Raw genomic sequence first — 24,506 nt, forward strand, 5'->3', positions numbered from 1 at the left:
ACGGCGCGCTTCCGGCGTCGTCGGGCGGGACCGGTACTGTTCTCGTGATGGAGTCCGACGCCCTCTTCTCCCTCGGTGAGCCCGCCGCAGCGCCCCCCGCGCCCGCGGGTTCCGTCGGTGTGGACGGCTTCACGGCGGTGGGGGAGGATTCGCCCCTGCCGGTCCGGATGCGCCCGCGCAGCATCGACGAGCTCGTCGGGCAGGACCACCTGCTCGCGCCGGGCGCCCCGCTGCGCCAGCTGGTCTCCGCCAGCGCGCCGATGTCGGTCATCCTGTGGGGGCCGCCGGGCAGCGGCAAGACGACCATCGCGCACCTGGTGGCCCGGGCCACCGACCGCCGCTTCGTCGCCATGTCGGCGCTCACCGCCGGGGTGAAGGACGTGCGCGCGGTGATCGAGACCGCCCGCCGGCAGCGCCGCTCCGGCGGCCCGCAGACCGTGCTCTTCATCGACGAGGTGCACCGGTTCAGCAAGACCCAGCAGGATTCGTTGCTCGCCGCCGTCGAGGACCGCACCGTCACCCTGCTGGCGGCGACCACCGAGAACCCGTACTTCTCCGTGATCTCACCCCTGCTGTCGCGGTGCGTGCTGCTCACCCTCCAGCCGTTGGACGACGCGGCGGTGCGCGGCCTGCTGCGCCGCGCGGTCGCCGACGAGCGCGGGCTCGGCGGCGCGCTGATCCTGGAGACCGAGGCCGAGGACCACCTCGTCCGCCTCGCGGCCGGTGACGTGCGCAAGGCGCTCACGGCGCTGGAGGCGGCGGCGGCCTCCGCCACGGCGCTCGGCGCCGGGCGGATCGACCTGGCCACCGCCGAGCAGGCGGTCGACGTGGCGGCGGTGCGCTACGACCGCGCCGGCGACGCCCACTACGACGTGACCAGCGCCTTCATCAAGAGCATGCGCGGCTCGGACGTGGACGCGGCGCTGCACTGGCTGGCCCGGATGCTGGTCGCCGGCGAGGACGCCCGGTTCATCGCCCGCCGCCTGGTCATCTTCGCCAGCGAGGACGTCGGCATGGCCGACCCGACCGCGCTGAGTGTCGCCACCGCCACCGCCCACGCGGTGGAGTACGTCGGCCTGCCCGAGGCGCAGCTCAACCTCGCCCAGGCGGTGATCCACCTGGCCACCGCCCCGAAGTCGAACTCGGCCACCGCCGCGATCGGCGCGGCGATCGCCGACGTGCGGGCCGGCCGAGGCGGGCCGGTGCCCCGCGGGCTGCGCGACGCGCACTACGCCGGCGCCAAGGGGCTGGGCCACGGCACCGGCTACCGCTACCCGCACGACGACCAGCGTGGCGTGGTCACCCAGCAGTACGTCCCCGACGACCTGGTCGGTGCCGACTACTACCGGCCGAGCCAGCACGGCGCGGAGCGGGCCGTGGCCACCCGGCTGCCGCTGCTGCGCCGCATCGTACGGGGGCTGCCGGCCCCGGCCGCGCCCCCGGAGGCACCGGTGGGCGTGGCGAGCGGATCGGCGGGCAACGGCCGCCCATCGGCGGACACGGGCGGCGCCGGCGCGGCGCGAGAGGGCGGCAGTGACGCCGCCGGAGAGGGTCAGCAGTGAGATCGCGTGGTTCGGAGCGACCGGAGGACGGCCCGGACGAGCGGCGCGACTCCCGCGCCAAGGGTCGCCGCTGGGGGCGGGGCAAGGCCGAGGCCGAGCCCGAGGAGCCCATCAGCGGCGAGGAGTTCGGCTGGATCGACGACCTGCGCTCGGCCAAGCAGCAGCGCACCGAGCTGGGGCCGGGCGGGGCGGAGCCGACCCCGCCCCCGGGCGCCCCGACGCCTCCCGACCCTTCCGGGTCGCCCCACCGTGGCCCCGGCCCGGCCGCCGCGCCTCCGGTGCGCCGCGCCGGGGCGGAGTCCCCGCGCCCCCGGCCGGCGGACGGTCCCTGGCCCGGTGCGGCGGAGCCCCGGCCGGCCGGCCCGGCGGCCCCCGCCTCCGGTCCCGCCACCGCACCGGAGTCCGCGCGCCGGGCCCCGGCGGCCGGGCGGCCGCAGCCCGGGCCGGACGGGCCCGACCGACGCCCGCGACCCGACTCGGGCCCCTCGACCGGCCCGCAGGGCGGCCCGGCCACGGGCCGTCAGGGCGGTGCGCCGGGCGGCCCGCGTCGGCCTGTCGGCCCGTCGGTCGACGTGCCCCCCGGCCAGCGCCCACCGGTCGGCCCGTCGGTCGACATGCCCCCCGGCTCGCGTCCGCCCGTCGGCCCGCCGGACGGTGCGCCCCTCGGCCCGCCGGCCGTGCCCGCCGGTCCGTCGGCGCACCCGCCCTCCGGTCCGCCGGTCCGTCCGCACCCGGGGCCGGCCGGGGCCCCGCGATCCGGGCCGCCCGCAGGTGCGCCGGTGGGCGCTCCGGGCGCTCCGCCCGCCGTGACGCCGGTGGAACCGCCGTCGCCGGGCAGGCGTTCCGGTCGGGCCCCCGCGCCGGGTGCCGCGCCGGCGCCGGGCGCCTCCGGCCGCCCGGGAGGTCCCGTCGGCGCCGCCCGGGTCGCCGTCCCGCCACCCGGTGCCGCCCAGCCGTCCCTCGGCCCGCCGACCGGCGAGCTGCGCGGCGCCCCGGCCGACGAGCGTGACCCCCGTGCCGGTCGGCTGCGGCGCGGCCCGGTCGACGCCGGCGGCCCCCAGCCGACCGAGGCGACCGGGCAGGCGCCGATGGCCGCCCCGCCGACCGCCGCCCCCGGCGACGCGCCGGGCGTGGACGCGATCGACCACCGCCGTCCCGGCCCGGCCGGTCGACGCCGCGCCGCCGAGCCGGACGAGCCGGTGGTGCCCCGTTCCGGCAATGCCCCGCCGGTGCCCGGCGCGCCCCCCGCGCCGCCCGGCGCCGGGTCGGTGCCCGCGCAGGGCGGTCCCGCCTCCGCGCCCACCCGCCGTGCGGACGGCGGCCCCGCGGCACCGCCCACCGGTCGTGCGGACGGCGGCCCCGCGGCGCCGCCCACCGGTCGTGCGGAGGCCCCGGCCGGCCGTGTCCGGGGGCACCGGACGAGCCCGGACGAGGAAGAGAACGCCGGGCCGGGGCGCCGTGTGGCACCCGGCGAGGGGGAACCGGGCCGGCGGCGGCCCGCCCCCGGCGAGCCCCGGGGCGGCCGGCCGGAGCGCCCGGCCGACTGGCTCCGGCAGGCCGGCCGCACCCACCACACCGACCCCGCCCTGCCGACCGTCAAGCCACCGGCGGCGCCGCCCGTCCCGGGCGACCCGCCGGTGGCACCCGATTCGGAGCAGCGCGGCGCCGGGACCGGCCGCGCCCCCGCCGGCCGGGCCCGCCCCGGCGCGCGACCGCCGGTCCCCGGCGACGACACCGGACAGGTGACGGGCCGGGCCCGGCCCGGTTCCGAACCACCCCGGCCGGCCGACGGCGCACCCTCCGGTCCGCCGCCGGCGCGGGGCGCCGCGCGACCGGCGCCGGCTGGACCGCTCGAAGGCGAGGCGCGCCCGGGTGGCCGGGCCCGTCCCGACGTGACCCAGGGCGGGCCGGTCCGGGGCGCCGCGCGACCCGACGCCGCGCCGGGTCGGGCCGCCGTGCCGCCGCCCGGGGCCCCCGACGCCGGCGGGATGCCGCCCGGGACCACCCACGCCGGCGGGACGCCGGCCCCCACGACTTTGCCCGGCACCGCCGGCCCGGGCACCGTGGGACCTGGCACCGCCGGCCCGGGCAGCGCCGGACCTGGCGCGCCGGCCGGGCCGACCGGCGTGGCCCGCGCCGCCGCCCCGGCGCCCCGGCCCGGACCGGAGGACCGCGCCACCGGGCGCGCCCTGCCGCCGCCCCGTGACCCCGGGCGACCGGAGCCGGCGGGCGTTCCGTCGGGACCGGCCGGCGGGCCGCCGGTGGCCCGGGCCGCCGTCTCGGTCGTACCGTCCGCCGATCCGTCCGCCGTCGGGCCGGGGCCGGCGGACGGGCCGGCGCTGCGGCAGGCCGCGGAGCCGGAGTCGCCCGACGACGACGCCCCCGCCTCCGGCGGGCTGCGCGGCGCGCGGTCCGAACTGCGGCGGCAGATGCGCGAGCGGCGGCGGCTGCGGATGGGCGTCCTGGCCCTGGTCAGCGTGGTGCTCCTCGGCGCGATCCCGCTCTTCTTCGGCATCCGCACGCTCAGCCGCGACCCGGTCTTCGACACCCTCGACGAGCTGGACGTGCCGGGCTGGGCGGCGGCGAAGACGGTCGACGACGTCAGCGGCAGCCGGTGGTGCCTGCTCGACTGCCGGCTGCGCGAACGCACCATCACCTCCGAACGGGCCCCGGAGGAGACCGCGCAGGTCTACGAGCGGGCGCTGACCGAGGACGGCTGGCGGCCCTGGCAGGTGACCCGCTGCCCCGAGCAGTCGCCGAAGGGGAGCTACACCTGCTGGCGCCGGGACGAGCTGACCCTCGACCTCTGGGTGCGCGAGCCGACCTGTGCGCCGCCGCCGGTGGACGGGGCACCGGCCGTGGAGCCGTCGCCCGATCCGTCGGCCGCTGCCCAGCAGTGCGCCGGATCGTTGGTGTCGGTGAAGGTCCGCAACGCGATCGACGACGAGCGGACCCGGCCGCAGCCGAGCATCGACCCGTCGCTCACGGGCGAGGATCCCTTCCCGACGTTCAGCGAGGATCCGCTCGGCGAACCGACACCCTCACCGTCCTGAGCCGGTTTCCATCACGGACGGTAGGGTCTGGGGCTGGCGGATCCGCCAGCCCCCGCTGGCCCCTGCGGGTCGCCGGGCGGCGGTGTGGGCACAACGGTCGCGCGTTCCGGGGACGTCCGGTCCCCGGGACCCCTGCTTGAGGAGGACAGGCGTGGACTTTGGAGAGGTCGCGGCGCTGATCGCGGCGATCGCGTTCGCGATGCTGGTGTTGATCCTGACGCTGCCCATCCTGCGGCTGCGGCACACCGTGGACGCGACCACCCGCATGATCAACGACCTCAACGACCGCACCGCGCCGCTGCTGGGCGACGTCAACACCACGGTGAAGAACGTGAACACGACCCTGGAACAGGTGCAGACCTCCCTGGACGGGGTGAACCTGCAGCTCGCCAAGGTCGACACCATGACCAGCCACGCGCAGAACGTCACCGCCAACGTCGCGAACCTGGCCACCGTCGTCTCCGCCGCCGCCGCCAACCCGTTGGTCAAGGTGGCCGCCTTCGGCTACGGCGTGCGCAAGGCCGCCGCCGCCCGCCGGCACGCCGAGACCGAGCGCGAGGTACGCGACACCATCAAGCAGCAGCGGCGGGCCGCCAAGCGCGGCAACCGCTGACGGCACGACCAGGAGGGCTGGGGAATGAGGCGCTTGTTCTGGCTCGGCATTGGGTTGGCCGTCGGCGTGGTCGTGGTCCGCAAGGCGACCCGCACCGCGCAGTCGTACACCCCGGCCGGCATCGCCAGCACGTTGTCCGAATCCGCTGGCGGGCTGGCGGAGTCGCTGCGTAGCTTCGTGGAGGACGTCCGGATCGGGATGGCCGAGCGCGAGCAGGAGATCCACGAGGCGTTCGCCCAGGGCGAGGCGTTCGACGACCAGTTCGCCGAGTTGCGGGAGGACCCGCGCATCGGCGACCGAGAAATCTTTCCGGAGGAACACCAGCGATGAAGACGGCGGAGATCAAGCGGCGGTACCTCGCCCACTTCGAGGCGAACGGCCATGCCGTGGTGCCGTCCGCTCCGCTGCCCGCCATCAGCGACCCGAACCTGCTGTTCGTCAACGCCGGCATGGTGCAGTTCGTCCCCTACTTCCTGGGGCAGCAGACCCCGCCGTACCGGCGGGCCGTCAGCGTGCAGAAGTGCATCCGCACGCCCGACATCGACGAGGTCGGCAAGACCAGCCGGCACGGCACGTTCTTCCAGATGAACGGCAACTTCTCCTTCGGTGACTACTTCAAGGACGGGGCGATCCCGCTCGCCTGGGACCTGGTCACCAAGTCGCAGGAGCAGGGCGGGTTCGGCCTCGACCCGGAGCGGATCTGGCCGACGGTCTACCTGGACGACGACGAGGCGTACGACATCTGGCGCTCCGTGGGCGTGCCCGCCCAGCGGATCGTGCGTCGGGGCAAGGCGGACAACTTCTGGTCGATGGGCATCCCCGGCCCGTGCGGCCCGTGCTCCGAGCTGTTCTACGACCGCGGCCCCGAGTACGGCCGCGAGGGCGGCCCGGCGGTCGACGAGGACCGCTACATGGAGTTCTGGAACCTCGTCTTCATGCAGTTCGAGCGGGGCCCGGGCACCGGCAAGGAGGACTACCCGATCCTCGGCGACCTGCCGGCGAAGAACATCGACACGGGCATGGGCCTGGAGCGGATGGCATCCATCCTCCAGGGCGTCGACAACCTCTACGAGATCGACGAGGTCCGGCCGATCCTCGACAAGGCCGCCGAGCTGACCGGCAAGCGCTACGGCGCCCGCTCCGGCCACGTCGCCAGCGAGTCGCACCCGGACGACGTCCGGCTGCGGGTGATCGCCGACCACGTGCGTACCGCGCTGATGCTGATCGGCGACGGGGTCACCCCGAGCAACGAGGGGCGCGGCTACGTGCTGCGGCGCATCATGCGGCGGGCGATCCGGGCCGTGCGGCTGCTCGGCTGGCAGGAGCGGGCGCTGCCCGAGCTGCTGCCGGTCGCCCGGGACTGCATGTCCCCGTCGTACCCGGAGCTGGCCGCCGACTTCGACCGGATCGCCGACTACGCGTACGCGGAGGAGGACGCGTTCCTGTCCACCCTGCGCGCCGGCACGACGATCCTGGACACGGCGATCGCCGAGACCCGGACCGCCGGTCAGAAGGCGCTCTCCGGCGAGAAGGCGTTCCAGCTGCACGACACGTACGGCTTCCCGATCGACCTGACCCTGGAGATCGCGGCCGAGCAGGGCCTCCAGGTCGACGCCGAGGGCTTCCGCCGGCTGATGGCCGACCAGCGGGCCCGGGCCAAGGCCGACGCCCAGGCGCGCAAGACCGGGCACACCGACCTGTCGGCGTACCGGTCGGTGCTCGACTCGGGCGGGCCGGTGACGTTCACCGGCTACAGCGAGGTGTCCCGGGAGTCGACGGTGCGGGCGGTGCTCGGCGTCGACGGCCCCCGCCAGGCGGCGGTCGAGGGCGACACGGTCGAGCTGGTGCTCGACGCCACCCCGTTCTACGCCGAGGGCGGCGGGCAGCAGCCCGACCTGGGCATGATCACGGTCGGCGGCGGCCAGGTCGAGGTGCTCGACGTGCAGCAGCCGGTGCCCGGCCTGATCGTGCACCGCGCCCGGGTGGTCCGGGGCGAGGTGCGGGCGGGGGAGACCGGCTACGCGGAGATCGACACCACCCGCCGGCGGGCCATCTCCCGGTCGCACACCGCGACCCACCTGGTGCACCAGACCATGCGCAACTTCCTCGGCGAGTCCGCGACCCAGGCCGGTTCGCTGAACGCCCCCGGGCGGCTGCGCTTCGACTTCAACACCCCCACCGGGGTGGCGCCGAGCGTGCTGCGCGACGTCGAGCAGCAGGTCAACGAGGTGCTCCTCGCCGACCTGGAGGTGCACGCCTTCGTCACCTCCCTGGAGGAGGCACGGCGGATCGGCGCGATGGCGCTGTTCGGCGAGAAGTACGGCGAGGAGGTGCGGGTCGTCGAGGTCGGCGACTACGCCCGGGAGCTGTGCGGCGGCACCCACGTCGCCCGCTCGGGCCAGCTCGGCCTGGTCAAGATCCTCTCCGAGTCGTCGATCGGCTCCGGGGTGCGCCGGGTCGAGGCGCTGGTCGGCATGGACGCCTTCCACTTCCTGGCCCGCGAGCACCTGCTGGTGTCCCGGCTCGCCGAGCTGTACCGGGTGCCCAACGACCAGGTCGCCGACCGGGTCGAGCAGACCGTGACGCAGCTGCGCGACGCCGAGAAGGAGCTGGAGAAGCTGCGCGCCCAGCTCGTGCTCGGCGGCGCGGCGGCGCTGGCGGCGCAGGCGAAGGACGTGCGCGGGGTCGCGTACGTGGGCACCGAGGCGCCGGAGGGCGCGGCCGGCAACGACGTGCGGACGCTCGCCCAGGAGATCCGGGGCAAGATCGACCCGGCGCGGCCGGCGGTCGTCGCGGTGGCGGCCCGGGCCAACGGCAAGGCGTCCCTGGTGGTCGCGGTGAACCCGGCCGCCCGCAGCCGGGGCCTGTCCGCCTCCGACCTGGTCAAGGCGGCCTTCTCCGGGCGCGGGGGCGGCAGCCCCGACCTGGCCCAGGGCGGCGGCCTGCCGGCGGCGGAAGCGCCCAACCTGCTGCTCACGGTCGAGAAGGCGATCGCCGAGGCGTGATGCGAGACCGCAGCGACCAGGGCGGACCGGAATGGTCCGTCCTGGTTCGCCGTTTCTGGGGGAGTTACCGACGGTGAGCGAGTTGTCCCACGGCGTCCGGCTCGGCGTGGACGTCGGTCAGGTCCGGGTGGGGGTGTCGCGCTCCGACCCGCACGGGGTGCTGGCCACCCCGCTGGTCACCCTCGCCCGCGACCTCACGGCGGGCCCGGACGCGGTGCCGAGCGACATCGCCGAGCTCGCCGCGCTGGTGGCCGAGCACGAGGCGGTCGAGGTCGTCGTCGGCCTTCCGGTCAATCTCGCCGGCAAGCACGGTCCGGCGGCCGTCCACGCGAAGGCGTACGCTGACCGACTGGCCGATGTAATAGCGCCCGTTCCGGTGGCGCTCACCGACGAGAGGATGTCCACGGTCGTGGCGTCTCGTAGGCTTGCCGAGCGTGGTGTCCGGGGGAAACGGCAACGGGCGGTGGTCGACCAGGCTGCCGCGGTGGAGATTCTGCAGAGCTGGCTGGACGCGCAGCGGAGGCGGACACGATGATCGACGATCTGGACCTCGGGTTCGACGAGCAGGAGCGGGGGGAGAAGGGCAAACACCGTCGCAGCGCCATGCGTAAGCGCGACGGGCGCTCCGGCGGCGGGCGGGGCAAGACCGTCCTGGCGCTGCTGCTCGCCCTGGTCCTGCTGGGCGGGATCGGGGGCGGCGCCTTCTACGGCTTCGACCGGATCCAGGGCTACTTCGTGACGCCCGACTACGACGGCGCGGGCACCGGCGAGGTGACCGTCGAGATCAAGCAGGGCGCGCTGATCGCCGACATGGCCGACGCGCTGGTCGCCGCCGACGTGGTGAAGAGCGCCAAGGCGTTCATCGAGGCCGCCGAGGCCAACTCGCGCAGCAAGAACATCCAGCCGGGCACCTACAAGCTGCGCAAGCAGATGAGCGGCGAGAGCGCGGTCACCGCGATGCTCGACCTGAAGAACCGGATCGTCAACGGGGTCACCATCCCGGAGGGTCGGACGGCGAAGAACGTCTACCAGTTGCTCTCCAAGGAGACCAAGATCCCGGTGAAGGACTTCGAGGCGGCGGCGAAGGACCCGCTCGCGCTCGGCGTGCCGGACTGGTGGTTCAAGCGCACCGACGGCAAGAAGGTCAAGCCGTCGATCGAGGGCTTCCTCTACCCCGACACCTACGAGATCCCGCCGAAGGCAACCGCCGAGACCATCTTGAAGCTGATGGTCGAGAACTTCCTCGCCGTCACCGGGGAGATGCAGTTCGCCGACCGGGTGCAGAAGGAGCGCGGCGGCATCAGCCCGTACGAGGCGCTGATCGTCGCGTCGCTGGCCCAGGCCGAGGCCGGCAACAAGGACGACCTGGGCAAGGTCGCCCGGGTGGCCTACAACCGGGTCTTCGGCGAGTTTCCCTGCAACTGCCTGGAGATGGACGTCACGGTCAACTACTACCTCGAGCTGACCGGCCAGGACACCAAGACCTCCGCCCAGATGACCGAGGAGGAGTTGCTCGACACCAAGAACCCGTACAGCCGCAAGCTGCGGGGCTTGGTGCCCACCCCGATCAACAACCCGGGCAAGCAGGCCATGGAGGGCGCGATGGACCCGCCGGACGGCAAGTGGCTCTTCTTCGTGGCGATCGACAAGCAGGGGCACTCGGCCTTCGCGGAGACGATCGCGGAGCACGAGCGGAACAAGGTCAAGGCCAAGGAGGCCGGGGTCATCTGATGATGGCTGTACGGCGGGCGGGGGTGCTCGGGAAGCCCATCGCGCACTCTCTATCCCCGGTGATCCACAACGCCGGCTATGCGGCGGCGGGGCTGGCCGGATGGTCGTACACCCGGATCGAGTGCGCGGCGGCGGAGCTGCCGGACGTGGTCGCTGGCCTGGGCCCGGAGTGGGCCGGGCTGTCGGTGACGATGCCGGGCAAGGAGGCGGCGCTCGCGGTGGCCGACGAGGTGTCGCCGGTCGCCGCCGCCGTGGGCGCCGCCAACACGCTGGTACGCCGCCCGGACGGCTCCTGGTACGCCGACAACACCGACGTCGTCGGCATGGTCGAGGTGCTCACCGACGCCGGGGTGCGCTCCGGCGCGACGGTGACGGTGCTGGGCGCGGGCGGCACCGCCCGCGCGGCGGTGGCCGCGGCGGGCCGGCTCGGCGCCCGTGCGGTGACCGTGGTGGCCCGCCGGCCCGAGGCGGTCGAGGAGCTGCGCCCGGTGGCGCGCGCGGTCGACGTGGAGCTGGCCGGCGGGCCCTGGGCCGACGCGGCCGACCGGTGCCGCGCCGACGTGGTGGTCTCGACCGTGCCGAAGGGCGTCGCCGACCCGCTCGCGGAGACCGTCGCCTGGCGGCCGGAGACGGTGCTCTTCGACGCGCTCTACGACCCGTGGCCGACACCCCTCGCCGCGTCCGCCCAGGCCGCCGGCTGCCGGATCGTCTCCGGGCTCGACCTCCTCCTGGCCCAGGCGGTCGGCCAGTTCGAGCACTTCACGGGCGTCGCCGCGCCCCGGGCGGCGATGGCCGCCGCGCTGGCCGCCGCCCGCGCCGCCTGACCGTCCCCGGCGGAGGGGACCGTCCCCTGTGGTTCTCCAGGGCATCCTTAGGCGACGGTTAAGACGCGCTTACGTCCCGCTGTCCTGCCCACGTCACGTGGCGGTCGTGGATACGCTGCTGAGCGTCACCGCCCGAGACACAGGGAGTGTTCCTTGAGCAGGCACGGACTGCACCGCCGCACCCGGCACCACGGCCCACGGCGCAAGGCCGTGCTGCTCGGCGTCGTCGGCACCACCGTGGTCGCCGGCATCGCCGCCACCACGGTGCCGCTGCTGGCGGCCGACGACGTGTCGATCCGGGCGACGGCGGACACCACGGCGACGACGGTGCCGCAGGACGGCGACAACGGCGCGAAGACCACGCTGGCGACCTGCGCTGCCCGCTGCGACGGCAACCCGCGCGGGGCCCGGGAGGCGGTCATCCGGTTCGCGGTGACCAGCCTGCCGGCGTCCGCCGTCAACATCAGGGCCACGCTGCGGGTGCACGCCTGGCAGAAGTTCCCCGCGACGGTGACCGCGCACGCGTCCACCGCCGACGCCGGCGCGGCGCGCCCGGCGCCGACGCCGCCGGGCCCGGCCCTGGACGCCGTGTCCCCGGTGGCGGCGGGCTTCAACGAGTGGGACGTCTCGGCCCTGGTCAGGGGGAACGGCACCTGGACGGTCTCGCTGGCCCAGACCGGCCTGGAAACGCGGATCTACTGGGCGTCGACGGAGAACAGCAACCCCGACCTGCGCCCGCGCCTGGAGATCCGCTACGACGTCGGCACTTCGCCCACGCCGGCGGTCACCAGCGCCGCGCCCTCGCCGAGCCGGACGGTGGCGCCCACGCTCGCGCCACGGCCGACCCCCAGCGCCAGCCCGACCCGTGCCCTGCCCCGCCCGTCGGCGAGCCCGTCCGGCGGCACCGGGCGGTGCGGCGAGGTGTCGGACAAGCTGGTCCCCTCGTGCGGCGCCTGGTGGGGGATGTACTCCCCGGCCGACGCCGGCGGCGGGTGGGACCACGGCGCCGCGGTCGCCGAGGTGGAGGCGCAGGTCGGGCGGAAGTTCGACATCGTGCACCGCTACCACGACTTCTCCGGCACCGGCAGCAACGGCGCGTTCCCGGACGCCTACCAGCGACAGCAGATGCGCGAGGGCCGGCTGATGTTCTTCGCCTGGGAGTCCCGCGTCTTCTCCTCCGGCACCGTGTTGACCTGGCGAGACGTCTACAGTGGCCGGTACGACGCCACCATCGACGCGGTCGCCGGGCGGATCCGCGACACCGGCGTGCCGGTCTTCATGGGCTTCGACCACGAGCCGGAGGACGAGCCGGCGAAGGGCAGCGACGCCGACTTCGTCCGCGCCTGGCGGCACGTGCACGACCGGTTCGCCGCGGCGGGCGCCCACAACGCCGTCTGGGTGTGGACGATGATGGGCTGGTCCGGCCACTACGACCGGTACGCCGCCCTCTATCCCGGCGACCGGTACGTCGACTGGGTGGGCTACGACCCGTACAACTTCCACGTCTGCAACGGCAGCACGGTGTGGAAGAGCCCCGCCACCACCATCGGCGGCTTCTACCGCTGGCTGGACGAGCACCGCCTCGGCGTCGGCAAGCCGCGGATGCTCGCCGAGTTCGGCACCAACTTCAACGCGGCCGACCCGGACGCCAAGCGGCGCTGGTTCGAGGAGTTCCCGGCGGCGCTCAGGGCGCACCCGAAGATCAAGGCCGCGATCTACTTCAACTCCGCCGGGATGACCCGCCGGACGAGCACGTGCGACATGACGATGAACCACGACGCCTCGGCGGTGGCCGGGTTCACCCGCGCCGGTCGCGACAGCTACCTGCGGCAGCCCACCGGAGGGAGCCGCTGACCGTCGGCACAGGCCGGCGGACGACCGGATGAGTCGGACATCCGACAGAACACACGGTCTGTCGCTTGCGGAGGCACTGACCGCCCAATCGGCGGATATCGCCGAGCGGGGTGGGCGAGGCACGCTACGCGGGTCTTCTTCCACCTTGGAGGCGTAGCGTGCCCGAAATCCCGCGCTTCCGGCGATCCGCCGGATTCCGCACCCGGGCGGGGGTGGTCGCGCTGGTGACCCTCGCCGCCGTGCTGGCCGTCCCCACCGGGACCTCCGCCGCCGTGGTGCCGGCCCCCGAACCGGCGACCCTGGTCTCGGCGAACCCCGCCGACGCCACCCCCCACGCCAGGGACGGCGAGACCCGCGCCTTCGCGCAGGTCGGCTCCATGGTGTACGTCGGCGGCAGCTTCACCCAGATCCGGCAGACCGCCAGCGCGGCGTGGACGACGCAGCGCTACCTCTTCGCGTACGACCGGGCCACCGGGACGATCTCGACCGCCTTCCTGCCGGTGCTCGACGGCGCGGTCAACACGCTCGTCGCCGGGCCCAACGGGACGCTGATCGTCGGCGGCGCGTTCAAGACCGTCAACGGCGTCTCGCGTAAGAACCTGGTGGCGCTCGACCCGGCCACCGGCGCGATCGTCGACAGCTGGGTCGGCCGCTCCGACGGCGGCACCGTCCGCGACCTGGCCCTGCACGGCAACCACCTCTACGTGGCCGGCGCGTTCAACTGGCTCAACGGCACCGCGCACGCCGGCCTGGGTCGGCTCGACGCCACCACCGGCGCGATCGACCCGACCTTCAACGTCAACGCCACCGTCGGGCGCCACGACACCACCCCGTACGTCTGGACCATCGACGTCGCCCCCGACGGCGCCACCCTGGCCGTCGGCGGCAACTTCATGTACGTCAACGGCCTGCCGCGCAACCAGATGGCGCTGGTCGACCTCTCCGGCACGCCGACCCTGCTCGACTGGAGCACCGAGAAGTTCGTGCCGCCGTGCGCGGCGCCGGCGACCTTCGTGCACTACGTGCAGGACGTCAAGTTCGGCGCCGACAGCAGCTGGTTCGTGGTCGGCACCAACGGCGGCGCGGGCTGGCCGGCCGCGTACTGCGACGCGTTGGTGCGGTTCGAGACCGCCGCCCGGGGCGCCGGCCAGCTCGGCACCTGGGTCGACTACACCGGCAACGACACCATCACCTCCGTCGAGGTCGCCGACAACGTCATCTACCTCGGCGGGCACTTCCGCTGGCTGAACAACCCGAACGCCAGCGACCGGGCCGGCGACGGCGCGATCGACCGGCTCGGCATCGCCGCCGTCACCCCGGCCACCGGCATGCCGGTGAACTGGAACCCCCGCCGCAGCGGCAGCGCGTCGATGCCGGCCGGCACCAGCAACTGGGGCTCGTCGGTGCCGGTGCTCTGGCGCGGCAGCGACGGCCTCTACTTCGGCCACAACTCCGACGGCATGGGGAACGAGTACCACGGCCGGCTCGGCATGTTCCCGCTGGCCGGCGGGCGCACCATCACCCCGAAGAACGCGCCGACCGCGACCGCCGGCAACCTCTACGTCGGCACCGGGCCCGGCGAGCTGGCGAAGGTCCCGTTCGACGGCACCGCCGTCGGCGCCCCGACCACGGTCAGCCAGCCGAACTACACGGCGGCCGGCGCCACCTGGCGGGTCGCCGACCGGATCTACTGGTCGCACACGGTCGCCGGCACCCCCACCGGCAGCCGGATCGACATCTCGATGTTCAACGGCGGCGCGATCGGCGTGCCGTGGGAGGCGTCCGGCTACAACGACTGGTTCAACCCGGCGGCGATGACCGGCGCGTTCTATCTCGACGGTCGCCTGTACTACACCCGGTCGGGCGCCAGCGGCCTCTACTACCGCTACTTCGAGATCGACGGCAACTACCTCGGCGCCACGGAGTTCACCCTGCCGACCACCGGGGTCACCTGGTCGACCGTGCGCGGCATGGCCTGGGTCGCCGGCAGGATCGTGTACGGCGCCACCGACGGGACGCTGCGCAGCGTGCCGTTCGACCCGACGGCCGCCCCGGCGGTCGACGGGACGGCGGCGACCGTCGTCGCTCCGGCGGCGGCCGGTGTGAGCTGGTCCACCCCGTCGACGTTCTTCTCCGTGCAGTGAGGGTCAACAGTTCGTAACGGACATCGGTAGATTGTTCACGTTGGGCCGGCGACGGATCAGCCGTCGCCGGCCCCGCGACGTGGGGAGGGTCGTTGGTCGGCGCGGGTGGCATCCGCCGAGGGCTCCCGGTGCGGGTCGTCTTCGCGGTCAAGCGCGGCTGGTACCGGCTGCGCTACCCCCGGTTGACCCTCGGCCGGGGCGTGGAGATCCGCGGCCGGATCCGGCTGCGCCGGGGCGTGCGGGTGAGCATCGGCGACCGCACCCGGGTGAACAAGCTGGTCCGCTTCGCCGGCCCCGGCGAGGTGACGGTCGGCGCCGACTGCCTGCTGAACGCCACCTGGATCGGCACCTGGACGTCGGTCACGATCGGCGACCGGTGCCTGCTCTCGGACTGCGAGCTGCTGGACAACGACTTCCACAACCTGCCGCCCGAGCAGCGGCACGACCCACCCGTCCCGGCCACCCGCGCCCCGATCACGATCGAGGACAACGTGTGGATCGGAGCGCACGCCCTGGTGATGAAGGGCGTGCGGATCGGCCGGGACAGTGTCGTGGGCGCCGCCACGGTGGTCCGCACGGACGTGCCGCCGCGGGTCGTGGTCGCCGGAAATCCACAACAGACGGTGAAGAAGTTCCATGACTGATGTTCCTCCCGCCTCCTGGTCCGCCGGCGTCCCCACCGGTGGCGGGGCGGGCCGCACCGTCACGCTGACCGACCTGCTCCGCGTACCGCTGCACCGGATCCGGCTGGTGGCGGCCGTCGCCGCGGTCGGCCTGGCCGCCGCGCTCGGCTACGTGCTCCTCGTCCCCGCCGCGGTGACCGCCAGCGCGGTCGTGGCGGTCCGCCCCGTCGTCACGGACGCGTTCACGCCCAGCGGGGCCAACGCCGAGCGGGCGGTGAACATGAACGTGGAGAGCGGCATCGCCACCGGCACCGAGGTGGTGCAGCGGCTCGCCGACGCCGGCGGGCTGGACCCGCGCGAGGTGCGCGACGCCCTGGAGGTGGAGGTGCCCACCGGCGGGCAGATCCTGCGCTTCGTCTACTCGGCCCCCACGGCCGAGCAGGCGGTGGAGAGTGTCAACCTGGCCGCCCGGGCCTACCTGGACGTGCGCCGGGCGATGTACGAGAAGCAGCGGGCGGAGATGCTGCGCTCGTACGACGAGAGCATCAGCAAGGTGGCCGCCCAGCAGGCCGCCCTGCAGAAGCGGGTCAACAACGCCCGGGAGGGCGCCGTCGACGCGGCCGTGACCGAACTGGCCGGCATCAACAACCAGCTCACCCAGCTCAACGCGGCGCGTACGGAGATCGCCGCCGTCGACGTCAGCCCCGGCTGGGTCACCCAGACCGCCGAGCGGGCCCTGGCCTCCTCCGCCGGGAACCGCCCGCTCTACGTGCTCGCCGGCCTGCTCGGCGGGACGCTGCTCGGCGTGGTGCTGGCGTACGCCTGGGAGTCCGTCGACCGGCGGATCCGGTCGGTGGACGACGGGCGCGACGCCACCGGCCTGCCGCTGCTCGGCACGGTGCGCAGCCGCGGGTGGCGCGGTCGCAAGGAGGCGGTCGACGCCGACATCCGGTACGTGGCGATGGCCATCGCCGAGCGGGTGCGCCAGCCCGCCCGGGTGTCGCTGCTGACCTCCCGAGAGGAGGACGCGACGGCCATCACCGCCGGCCTGGCGGTGGCGCTGGCGGCGGTCGGCCGGGAGGTCTTCGTCGCCGACGACAGCGGCCGCGCCGACCGGCTGCGCGACACGGTGCTCGCCGACCGGGAGCGGCTGCCCGCCGCGGCCGACCCGTCCCGTCCCGCCGTCCCCAAGCCCCGCCCGGCCGGCTCCGCGGACGCGGCAGCCGGCGACGCGTCCCCGCCGGCGGCCCGCCGCCCGTCGCCGCACCCGCCCGGCGCGCGCCCGTCCACCGACCCGGACGCCACGCTCACCCTGCCCCGGGTCGCCTCCTCGGCGAGCGGAGTGAACAGCCGGGTGACGGGCGCCGACCCGGTGACCGTGGGCGCGGGCAGCGTCCGGTTCGGCACCTGGCGGCAGGGCGCCGACCACAGCCTCGTGCTGTTCAACGCCCCGCCAGCCGAGTCCGACGAGCGCGGTGTCGCCGTCGCCCGGCAGGGCACGGCGGTGGTGGTGGTCGAGCGCGACCGCACCCGGCAGAACGACCTGCGCCGGCTCGTGGAGCGGCTGCGCGCCGCCGGGGTCACCCCGCTCGGCTTCGTGCTGACCCGCAGCGGCCGGGGCTGACCCGTGCCCGTCACCCGCGCGCCGGCCACGAGCGAGCCGGCCGGCGGCCCGGACGGCGCCGCCCCGCCGCCGCAGCCGCCGGCTCCGCCCCGGCTGCCGCTGTGGCCGCTGGCGGCGATGTTCGGCCTGGTGCCGCTCTGGTGGCTGACCGGCGCGTTCTATCTCGGCTGGCCGTTGCTCGGCGCGCTGCTGTTCGCGCTGCTGGTGATCCGGGGGCGGGTGCCGCTGCCCCCGGCCGCCGGGATCTGGCTGCTGTTCCTGGCCGTCGTCCTGGTCAGCGCCACCCAGCTCCAGTCGCCGGCCTCGGTGCTGACCTTCGGCCTGCGGCTCGCCTTCTACGTCACCGCGCTCGTGGTCGGCGTCTACGTCTACGCGGTCGCCCGGGAACGCGCCGACCTTGTCCCGGTGCTCGTGCCGCTCTGCGCGTTCTGGTTCGCGCTGGTCGCGCTCGGCTGGCTGGGCGTGCTGGCGCCCCGGTTCGCGCTGACCACCCCGGTGGAGGTGCTGCTCCCGGGCGGTGTGGCCGGTAACCCGTTCATCCGGGACATGGTCCACCTGAGCACCGCAGAGTACAGCGAGCGGTCACTGAACCCGATCTACCGGCCGGCCGCGCCGTTCGCGTACACGAACAACTTCGGCAGCGCGTACGCGATGACCCTGCCCTGCGTGGTCGCCTTCACCATGCTGCGCCGGCGCGGCGCGCTGCGCTGGGCGCTGTTGGCGTCGCTGCCGCTGTCGCTGGTCCCGGCCTTCCTCACGCTCAACCGGGCGATGTTCCTCAGCATCGGCGCCGGCCTCGCGGTGCTCGGCGTCCGGGCCGCCCTGCGCGGCAACGTCCGGGTGGCCGCGTCGATCGTCGGCGTGGTGGTCATCGGCGGCGTCGCCACCCTGTTCATCCCGATCGCCGAGCTGATCGGCAACCGCGTCGAGTCCAGCGACACGAACACCGACCGGCTCTCGCTCTACGTCGAGGTGATCCGCCGGGTGAAGGAGTCGCCGTGGCTCGGCTACGGCGCGCCGGTCAACGTGGACACCGTCACGGCCCAGGCGCCCATCGGCACCCAGGGGCAGCTGTGGATGGTGCTGTTCAGCCACGGCGTCCCCGCGCTGCTGTGCTTTCTCGCCTGGTTCGTCGTCGCCGCGTTGAGCTGTGCCCGCGCCACCTCGGCCGCCGGGCAGTGGCTGTCCGTGGTGCCGGTGATCTGCCTGGTGCAGATCCCGTTCTACGGCATGGCCAACCAGAACCTCGCGGTCGCCTTCTTCGCCGTCGCCTTCGCGATGGTGCTCACCGAGCGGGAGGAGTCCGCCCGACCGCACCACCTCCGCCCGGTCGGCCCGAAGGCGGTGCCGGCATGACCGCCGCCACCCGCCCGCCGGCCGGCGCCGTGGCCTCCGCCGGCGCGCCGGCCGACGACACGGAGACCCGGCGCAGCGCCCGCAGCGGGGCCGCCGGGCTGGTCGGCGCGGCCACCAGTGGCCTCTTCGGCTTCCTGCTCGCGGTCGTCATCACCCGCGGCTACGGCACGGTCGGCTCCGGCGCGTTCTTCGCCGCGATCGGCGTGGTCACCGTCGCCACCGCCGTCTGCACCCTCGGCGCCGAGACCGGGCTGATGTGGGCGCTGCCCCGCCGCCGTTCCGGCGCCGGCGGCGACGCCGCCCGGGTGCTGCCGGTGGCGCTGTTGCCGCCGCTGCTGGCCGCGGTCCTCGTCGCCGTGGCCGGGGTGCTCGCCGCGGACGCGCTCGCCCCGCGCCTGCTCGACGGATCCGACGCCGACGGTGCGGCCCTGCTGGCGGTCAGTTTCGCCGCGGTGCCGGTGGTGGTGGCGATGACGCTGCTGCTCGCCGCGCTGCGCTGCGTCCGCCCCATCCGGGCGTACGTCGGGGTGCAGTTCTTCCTGCTGCCGGTGGCGCGGCCGGTGCTGGTCGGCGCGGCGGTGCTCGCCGGCGGCGGCCTGCTCGCCGGCATGACCGGCTGGCTGGTGCCGGCGGCGCTCGCCCTGCTGGCCTGCCTGACACTGGTCGCGGGCCCACTCGGCGTCGGCCGGGGCGCCGCGCTGCGGCCGCAGCCCGCCGACTGGTCGGCCTTCTGGCGGTTCGCCCTGCCCCGCGCCGCCTCCGCGGCGATCGACGCCGGCAACATGTGGGTGGGCGTGCTGCTCACCTCGGTGCTGGCCGGCCCGGCCGACGCCGGCGTGTTCGGCGCCGTCGGCCGCTACATCCTCGCCGGTCAACTGGCCATGCAGGGGCTGCGGGTGGCGGTGTCGCCGCAGCTGTCCCGGCTGCTCGGGCGGGGGGAGCGGGGCGCGGCGGCCGCCGTGCACCGGCAGTTGACCACCTGGGGGCTGGTGCTGTCCTGGCCGGTCTACCTGCTGCTCGCCGTCTTCGGCCTGGCGTTCCTCCAGCTCTTCGGGCCGGAGTTCACCGCCGGCGCCCCCGCGATGACCGTGCTCGCGCTGGCCATGCTGGTCAACACCGGGGTCGGGAACGTGCAGAGCCTGCTGCTCATGGGCGGCCGCAGCGGCCTGCACCTGGCCGCCACGGTGGCCGGGCTGCTGGTCACCGTCTCCCTCGGCCTGTGGCTGATCCCGGCGCACGGGGCGACCGGCGCGGCCCTGGCCTGGGCGCTCGGCATCGCCACCGAGAACCTCACCGCGGCATGCTGCGCCCGGGTCGTGGTCGGCCAGCCGCTGGTCGACGCGGCGATGCTGCGGGCCGGGGCGGCCACCGTCGCCGGGGTCGGGTTCGCGGCGACGGTCGGGGTGCTGGCCGGCGGGCGGGGGATCGGCGGGCTGGCGGTGGCGGTGGGGGTGCTGGCCGCCGGCTGCGTCGGCTTGCTGACGTTGCCCCGGGTGCGACGCGGCATCCGGGTGACCATGGTGCAGATCCGTGGGCGGCGGGAGGCGGCCCCGGCCGCCGCCGGGCCCGCCCCGGAGGAGTCGAAGGGCAGGTGAGGTCCGTCGTGCCGTCCATCCGTGACCGGGTGAAGCAGCTCGTCCCGACGCAGGTGACGAACCGGGTGAAGGAGTCCCTCGTCGACTACGGGGTGCGCACCAGCGACCGGCGGCCGCTGCCGGACTTCCTCATCATCGGCACCAAGCGGGGCGGCACGACGTCGCTGTGGAACTACCTCATCCAGCATCCGCTGGTGCCCCGGCTCTTCCCGGCCTGGAACACGAAGTCCGCACACTACTTCGAGGAGCACTGGCGGCGCGGCGAGGCCTGGTACCGGTCGCACTTCCCGACGCAGCGGCAGCGGGAGGCGCTGGCGAGGCGGCACGGCGGGCCGGTCCGGGTCGGCGAGGCGGCGCCGCTGTACATGTTCCACCCCCTCGCCGCCCAGCGGGTCGCCGCGCTGATGCCGTCGGTGCGGCTGATCGTGCTGCTGCGCGACCCGGTGGAGCGGGCGTACTCGCACTGGAAGGAACGGCGGACGCACGGCATCGAGCCGCTCGACTTCGCCGCCGCGCTCGCCGCCGAGGAGGAGCGCACGGCGGGGGAGCGGGAGCGGCTGATCGCGGAGCCGGAGTACTTCAGCGAGCCGTACGACTGGTACACCTACCGTGCCCGGGGCCGCTACCTGGAGCACCTGGAGCCGTGGCTGGACCGGTTCGACCGGGAGCAGATCCTCTTCCTGCCCAGCGAGGACCTCTACCGCGACGCCCGGTCCACCTACCGCCGGACGCTGGACTTCCTCGGCCTGCCCCCGCACGACCTGCCCGACTTCAAGGTCTACAACGACCGCCGCTCGGCACCCCTGGAGCCGGTGGTGCGTGCCGAGCTGACCGAGTACTACCGCCCGTACAACGACGCGTTGCGGCAGCGGCTGGGGCTGGAGCTCGACTGGCCGGACCGGGCCGCGTGACGGCGCAGCTCGCCGCGCCGGCCGATCCCCGGTCCCGGACGGACGGGCTGGGCTGGGTCACCCGGGCGGTGTTCGGCGACGAGCGGCTCGCCCTGACCGTGGGCGGCCCCCCGCCGCCCGGCCACCGCGCCGTCGCCCGGTACGCGGTCGTCCCGTCGGTCGCCCGGGCCCGGTTCCTGCTGCCGCTCGGCGCGCCCCGGGCCACGGCCGCCTCGCTGCTGGCGTACAACGCGTTGCGCCCGCCGAAGGTGCGGGCGGTGCGGGCCGCGCTCGGCGGGCTCGCCCGGGTCGGCGCGGTCGACCTGGCCCCGTTCCCGCGGCTCACCGTGTCGCTGCCCGACGGGCTCGCCGCCGACGAGGTGCTGCTGGCGCGGCGGCTGGCCGGCGCGCTCGGCGGCCCGTCGGTGTACGCGGCCTGCGGCGTCCGCCCGCCGGACCCGAACCACAAGCCCACCCTGCAACTGTTCGACCCGGCCGGCCGGCCCCTCGGCTACGCCAAGATCGGCTGGAACGGCGCCACCCGGGCGTTGGTGACCGCCGAGGCGGCGGCCCTGCGCGAGCTGCCGGCGGTGGCCGGGACGGCCGACCACCCGGCGGCGCCCCGGCTGCTGGCCGAGGTGACCGCGGCCGGGCAGGTCATCGCGCTGGTCGAGCCGCTGCCGCCGGAGGTGCGGGGGGTGCCGGCCGGCGATCCGCCGCGGCTGGCGGCGCTGCTCGCGGTGGCCCGCCGGGGCCGCCCGCCGGCCTCGCCGCGCCCGTTGGCCGGGTCGGCCTTCCTGGCCCGGCTCGCCGCCGAGGCGCAGCGGGCCGCCGCCGGCACGCCCGACGGGGCCCGGGCGGTCGCCGCCGTGGCCGCGCTGGCCCGCCGGCACGGGGACACGGCCGTCGAGTTCGGGCACTGGCACGGCGACTGGGTGCCCTGGAACCTGGGCGTGCACGCCGGCCGGCTGGTCGCCTGGGACTGGGAGCACAGCGGGCCGGACGTGCCGCTGGGTTTCGACCTGGCGCACGACGCGTTCCAGCGCGCCCTGGTGCTGCGGGGCGAGCCGGCGGTGACGGCGGCGCGGGCCGTCGACGCGCACCTCGACCACCACGGCGGCGGGCTGGGGCTCGGGCCGGCGGCGCGCCGGCTGGTGGCCGACGGCTACCTGCTGGAGATGTGGCTGCGTACGTGGCGGCTCGCCGATGCCGGCGCGGGCTGGAACGCCGCGCTGCATCCCGCCCTGCTGGACGTCGTCGACAAACGACAGTCGCCCGGTCGTCCTATTTGACCGGCGGAAGACCTGTGATCTGCTGGCGGAGCGCCGACCGAAACTCCAAGCGAACTTTGTGGGGAGTCGCGTGGAAACGACAACCGAGGACGCCGGCGATCCCGGAGTCCTGCTCCTGGTGGGCTCCAGCGGCGGCCATCTCGCCCAACTGCTCGCCCTGCGCCCGTGGTACGAACGCTGGCGCCGCTGCTGGGTCACCTTCGACACGCCCGAGGCGGTCTCGCTGCTCGCCGGCGAGGACCTGGTCCCGGCGCACCACCCGACCACCCGCAACGTGCCGAACCTGCTGCGCAACGCCGTCCTCGCCTGGCGGGTGCTGCGGTCGCGCCGGGTCGCCGCCGTGGTGACCACCGGCGCCGGGGTCGCCGTGCCGTTCGTGGTGCTGGCCCGGCTGCGCCGCATCCCGACCGTCTACATCGAGGTGTACGACCGGATCGACACCCCGACCCTGACCGCCCGGCTCTGCCGCCCGTTCCTGTCCGCGATGCTCGTGCAGTGGGACGAGCAGCGCCGCCAGTACCCGGAGGCCACCGTCGTGGGGACCCTGCTGTGACCGCCGAGAGCACCGGAACCGCCCCCGCGCACCGGGTCGCCCCCGGCCGTCCCCGGCCGTCGCCGGCGGGCCGGGTGCCCCGACCCCGCGACCCCGACGACGTCGCCCGCGCCCGGCTGCTGGTCGCCGTCGGCACCGACAAGCACCCGTTCGGTCGGCTGGTCGGCTGGCTGGAGGAATGGCATCCCGGCGTCGCCGAGGACGTCGGCCTGACCGTCCAGCACGGACACACCCGGGCGCCCGGCGTGCCCGGGGCGGTGCCGTTCCTCGGCCACGACGAGCTCCAGACCGCCATGGCCGAGGCCGACCTGGTGGTCTGCCACGGCGGGCCGGCCACCATCCTGGAGGCCCGCCGGCACGGTCACCTGCCGATCGTGGTGCCCCGGGACCCGACGCGGGGCGAGCACGTCGACGACCACCAGCAGCTCTTCGCCCGCCGGTTGGGCGCGGCCGGCATGGTGGCGTTGGCCGAGACCCGGGAGGCGCTGTTCGCGGCGCTCACCGCGGGGCTGGCGGACCCCTCCCGGTTCGCCGTCGCGGCCGACCCGGCCGCGTCCGAGGCGCGCCGCGCCGCGGTGGAGCAGGTGGGGCGGATCGTGGAGGAACTGGTGGCCGCGTCGACCGGACGACGGCAGCGGGCGAGGTGGCGGCCGTGGGCACGGCCGGACCGGAACGGAGAACGGCGATGACCGGACACCCGAGCGTCAGCGTGGTGGTGCCGACCCGGGACCGGCCGGAGCTGCTCCGGGCCGCGGTGCGGGCGGTCCTCGACCAGGACCACCCCGGCCCGGTCGAGGTGGTGGTCGTGTACGACCGGTCCGAGCCGGACGGCTCACTGGCCGAGCTGTCCCGCCCGGACCGCCTGGTGCGGGTGATCCGCAACGAGCGCACCCCCGGCCTGGCCGGTGCCCGCAACTCGGGCATCCTGGCGGCCACCGGGGAGCTGGTCGCGTTCTGCGACGACGACGACGAGTGGCTGCCCGGCAAGCTGCGGGCCCAGGTCGAGGCGCTCGCCGCCGCCCCCGACGCGGAGTTCGTCAGCTGCGGCATCCGGGTCAGCTACGACGGGCACACCGTCGACCGGGCGCTGCCGAAGGACTCGGTCACCCTGGCCGACCTGCTGCGCGACCGGATGACCGAGCTGCACCCGTCGACCTTCCTGATCCGCGCCGCCGCGCTGCGGGACGGGTTCGGGCTGGTCGACGAGGAGATCCCGGGCAGCTACGCGGAGGACTACGAGTTCCTGCTCCGGGCCGCCCGCAGCGCGCCGCTGGTCAACCTGCGCACGCCGTACGTGCTGGTGCGCTGGCACAAGCGGTCCTACTTCGCGCAGCGCTGGGACACCATCTCCGAGGCGTTGCAGTGGCTGCTGGAGCGCTACCCGGAGTTCGGCACGCAGCCGGCCGGCGAGGCGCGGGTCGCCGGGCAGATCGCCTTCGCCCGGGCCGCCTCCGGCGACCGGCGGGGCGCGATGCGGTGGGCCCGGCACACCATCCGGCGCAACCCGCGCGAGCCGCGGGCGTACCTCGCCCTCGCCGTGGCCGGGCGGGTGGTCCGCGCCGACGCGGTGCTGCGGACCCTGCACAAGCGCGGCCGGGGCATCTGAGCCGGCGGACCGGCGACGCCGGCCCGCGCCCCGGGTCATCCAGGGGCCCGCGTCGGTGTCCCCGCCCGAACGCCCTGTCCCGGCTTCGGGCGCCGGCCGCTCGTCGGACGGCGGCGTCCGCAGGGCGGGACGCGGCGGGCACCGTACGGCGGCGGCCACCGGGCGTGACAGACTGACCGCT

The 24,506-nt window shown here is 75.3% G+C and carries 19 protein-coding genes; all 19 read left to right on the plus strand.

Annotated features, from left to right (window positions below; genetic code table 11):
* Positions 1-47 precede the first annotated feature (47 nt).
* The 19 genes from ACGFZ2_RS22355 to ACGFZ2_RS22445 all read left to right on the plus strand — a co-directional run bounded on the left by ACGFZ2_RS22355 (position 48) and on the right by ACGFZ2_RS22445 (position 24,325).
* Positions 48-1,562 (plus strand): replication-associated recombination protein A, encoded by a 1,515-nt coding sequence (locus ACGFZ2_RS22355; RefSeq protein ID WP_393263812.1) that lies wholly within the window; start codon positions 48-50, stop codon positions 1,560-1,562.
* Positions 1,563-3,991: 2,429 nt separating this feature from the next.
* A complete protein-coding gene (locus ACGFZ2_RS22360) occupies positions 3,992-4,615 on the plus strand; it encodes a hypothetical protein (protein ID WP_393263854.1) in 624 nt (207 codons plus the stop codon).
* A 151-nt stretch (positions 4,616-4,766) separates the two neighbouring features.
* On the plus strand, positions 4,767-5,228 hold the full coding sequence (locus ACGFZ2_RS22365; RefSeq protein WP_393263810.1) for a DUF948 domain-containing protein: 462 nt from the start codon (positions 4,767-4,769) through the stop codon (positions 5,226-5,228).
* Positions 5,229-5,252: 24 nt separating this feature from the next.
* Positions 5,253-5,558 carry a hypothetical protein gene (locus ACGFZ2_RS22370; protein ID WP_357457616.1) on the plus strand — a complete coding sequence of 102 codons (306 nt, stop codon included), beginning with the start codon at positions 5,253-5,255 and terminating at the stop codon, positions 5,556-5,558.
* Positions 5,555-8,233 carry an alanine--tRNA ligase gene (gene alaS, locus ACGFZ2_RS22375; protein WP_393456451.1) on the plus strand — a complete coding sequence of 893 codons (2,679 nt, stop codon included), beginning with the start codon at positions 5,555-5,557 and terminating at the stop codon, positions 8,231-8,233. Before ACGFZ2_RS22370 ends, alaS begins: the two co-directional genes overlap by 4 nt.
* A gap of 73 nt (positions 8,234-8,306) precedes the next feature.
* A complete protein-coding gene (ruvX, locus tag ACGFZ2_RS22380; RefSeq protein WP_350708988.1) occupies positions 8,307-8,768 on the plus strand; it encodes a Holliday junction resolvase RuvX in 462 nt (153 codons plus the stop codon).
* Positions 8,765-9,964: an endolytic transglycosylase MltG gene (gene mltG / locus ACGFZ2_RS22385; protein ID WP_393263805.1), complete on the plus strand. Its 1,200-nt coding sequence runs from the start codon at positions 8,765-8,767 to the stop codon at positions 9,962-9,964. Before ruvX ends, mltG begins: the two co-directional genes overlap by 4 nt.
* On the plus strand, positions 9,964-10,788 hold the full coding sequence (locus tag ACGFZ2_RS22390) for a shikimate dehydrogenase (protein ID WP_393456454.1): 825 nt from the start codon (positions 9,964-9,966) through the stop codon (positions 10,786-10,788). Before mltG ends, ACGFZ2_RS22390 begins: the two co-directional genes overlap by 1 nt.
* Positions 10,789-10,941: 153 nt before the next feature.
* Positions 10,942-12,642: a glycosyl hydrolase gene (locus tag ACGFZ2_RS22395; protein ID WP_393456457.1), complete on the plus strand. Its 1,701-nt coding sequence runs from the start codon at positions 10,942-10,944 to the stop codon at positions 12,640-12,642.
* Positions 12,643-12,854: 212 nt separating this feature from the next.
* Complete coding sequence (locus ACGFZ2_RS22400) at positions 12,855-14,786, plus strand: hypothetical protein (RefSeq protein WP_393456614.1); 1,932 nt, start codon at positions 12,855-12,857, stop codon at positions 14,784-14,786.
* Between the two features lie 92 nt (positions 14,787-14,878).
* A complete protein-coding gene (locus ACGFZ2_RS22405) occupies positions 14,879-15,430 on the plus strand; it encodes an acyltransferase (RefSeq protein WP_393263799.1) in 552 nt (183 codons plus the stop codon).
* Positions 15,423-17,033, plus strand: a complete 1,611-nt coding sequence (locus tag ACGFZ2_RS22410) for a lipopolysaccharide biosynthesis protein (protein ID WP_393263797.1) — start codon at positions 15,423-15,425, stop codon at positions 17,031-17,033. The genes ACGFZ2_RS22405 and ACGFZ2_RS22410 overlap by 8 nt, the downstream gene beginning before the upstream one ends.
* A gap of 3 nt (positions 17,034-17,036) precedes the next feature.
* Positions 17,037-18,389 carry an O-antigen ligase family protein gene (locus ACGFZ2_RS22415; protein WP_393456460.1) on the plus strand — a complete coding sequence of 451 codons (1,353 nt, stop codon included), beginning with the start codon at positions 17,037-17,039 and terminating at the stop codon, positions 18,387-18,389.
* Positions 18,386-19,984: a lipopolysaccharide biosynthesis protein gene (locus tag ACGFZ2_RS22420; RefSeq protein ID WP_393456463.1), complete on the plus strand. Its 1,599-nt coding sequence runs from the start codon at positions 18,386-18,388 to the stop codon at positions 19,982-19,984. Before ACGFZ2_RS22415 ends, ACGFZ2_RS22420 begins: the two co-directional genes overlap by 4 nt.
* 8 nt (positions 19,985-19,992) lie before the next feature.
* On the plus strand, positions 19,993-20,895 hold the full coding sequence (locus tag ACGFZ2_RS22425) for a sulfotransferase domain-containing protein (protein WP_393456617.1): 903 nt from the start codon (positions 19,993-19,995) through the stop codon (positions 20,893-20,895).
* Positions 20,892-22,166, plus strand: a complete 1,275-nt coding sequence (locus tag ACGFZ2_RS22430; protein WP_393456466.1) for a hypothetical protein — start codon at positions 20,892-20,894, stop codon at positions 22,164-22,166. Before ACGFZ2_RS22425 ends, ACGFZ2_RS22430 begins: the two co-directional genes overlap by 4 nt.
* Positions 22,167-22,236: 70 nt before the next feature.
* A complete protein-coding gene (locus tag ACGFZ2_RS22435) occupies positions 22,237-22,719 on the plus strand; it encodes a UDP-N-acetylglucosamine--LPS N-acetylglucosamine transferase (protein ID WP_357701423.1) in 483 nt (160 codons plus the stop codon).
* Positions 22,720-22,793: 74 nt separating this feature from the next.
* Entirely contained in the window at positions 22,794-23,408 is a 615-nt protein-coding gene (locus tag ACGFZ2_RS22440; RefSeq protein WP_393456620.1) for a glycosyltransferase, read from the plus strand.
* Positions 23,405-24,325, plus strand: coding sequence for a glycosyltransferase family 2 protein (locus tag ACGFZ2_RS22445; RefSeq protein ID WP_357701421.1), 921 nt, complete (start codon positions 23,405-23,407; stop codon positions 24,323-24,325). The genes ACGFZ2_RS22440 and ACGFZ2_RS22445 overlap by 4 nt, the downstream gene beginning before the upstream one ends.
* Positions 24,326-24,506: the final 181 nt, after the last annotated feature.

This window comes from Micromonospora sp. NPDC048063 (assembly GCF_043202855.1).
Lineage (GTDB): Bacteria > Actinomycetota > Actinomycetes > Mycobacteriales > Micromonosporaceae > Micromonospora.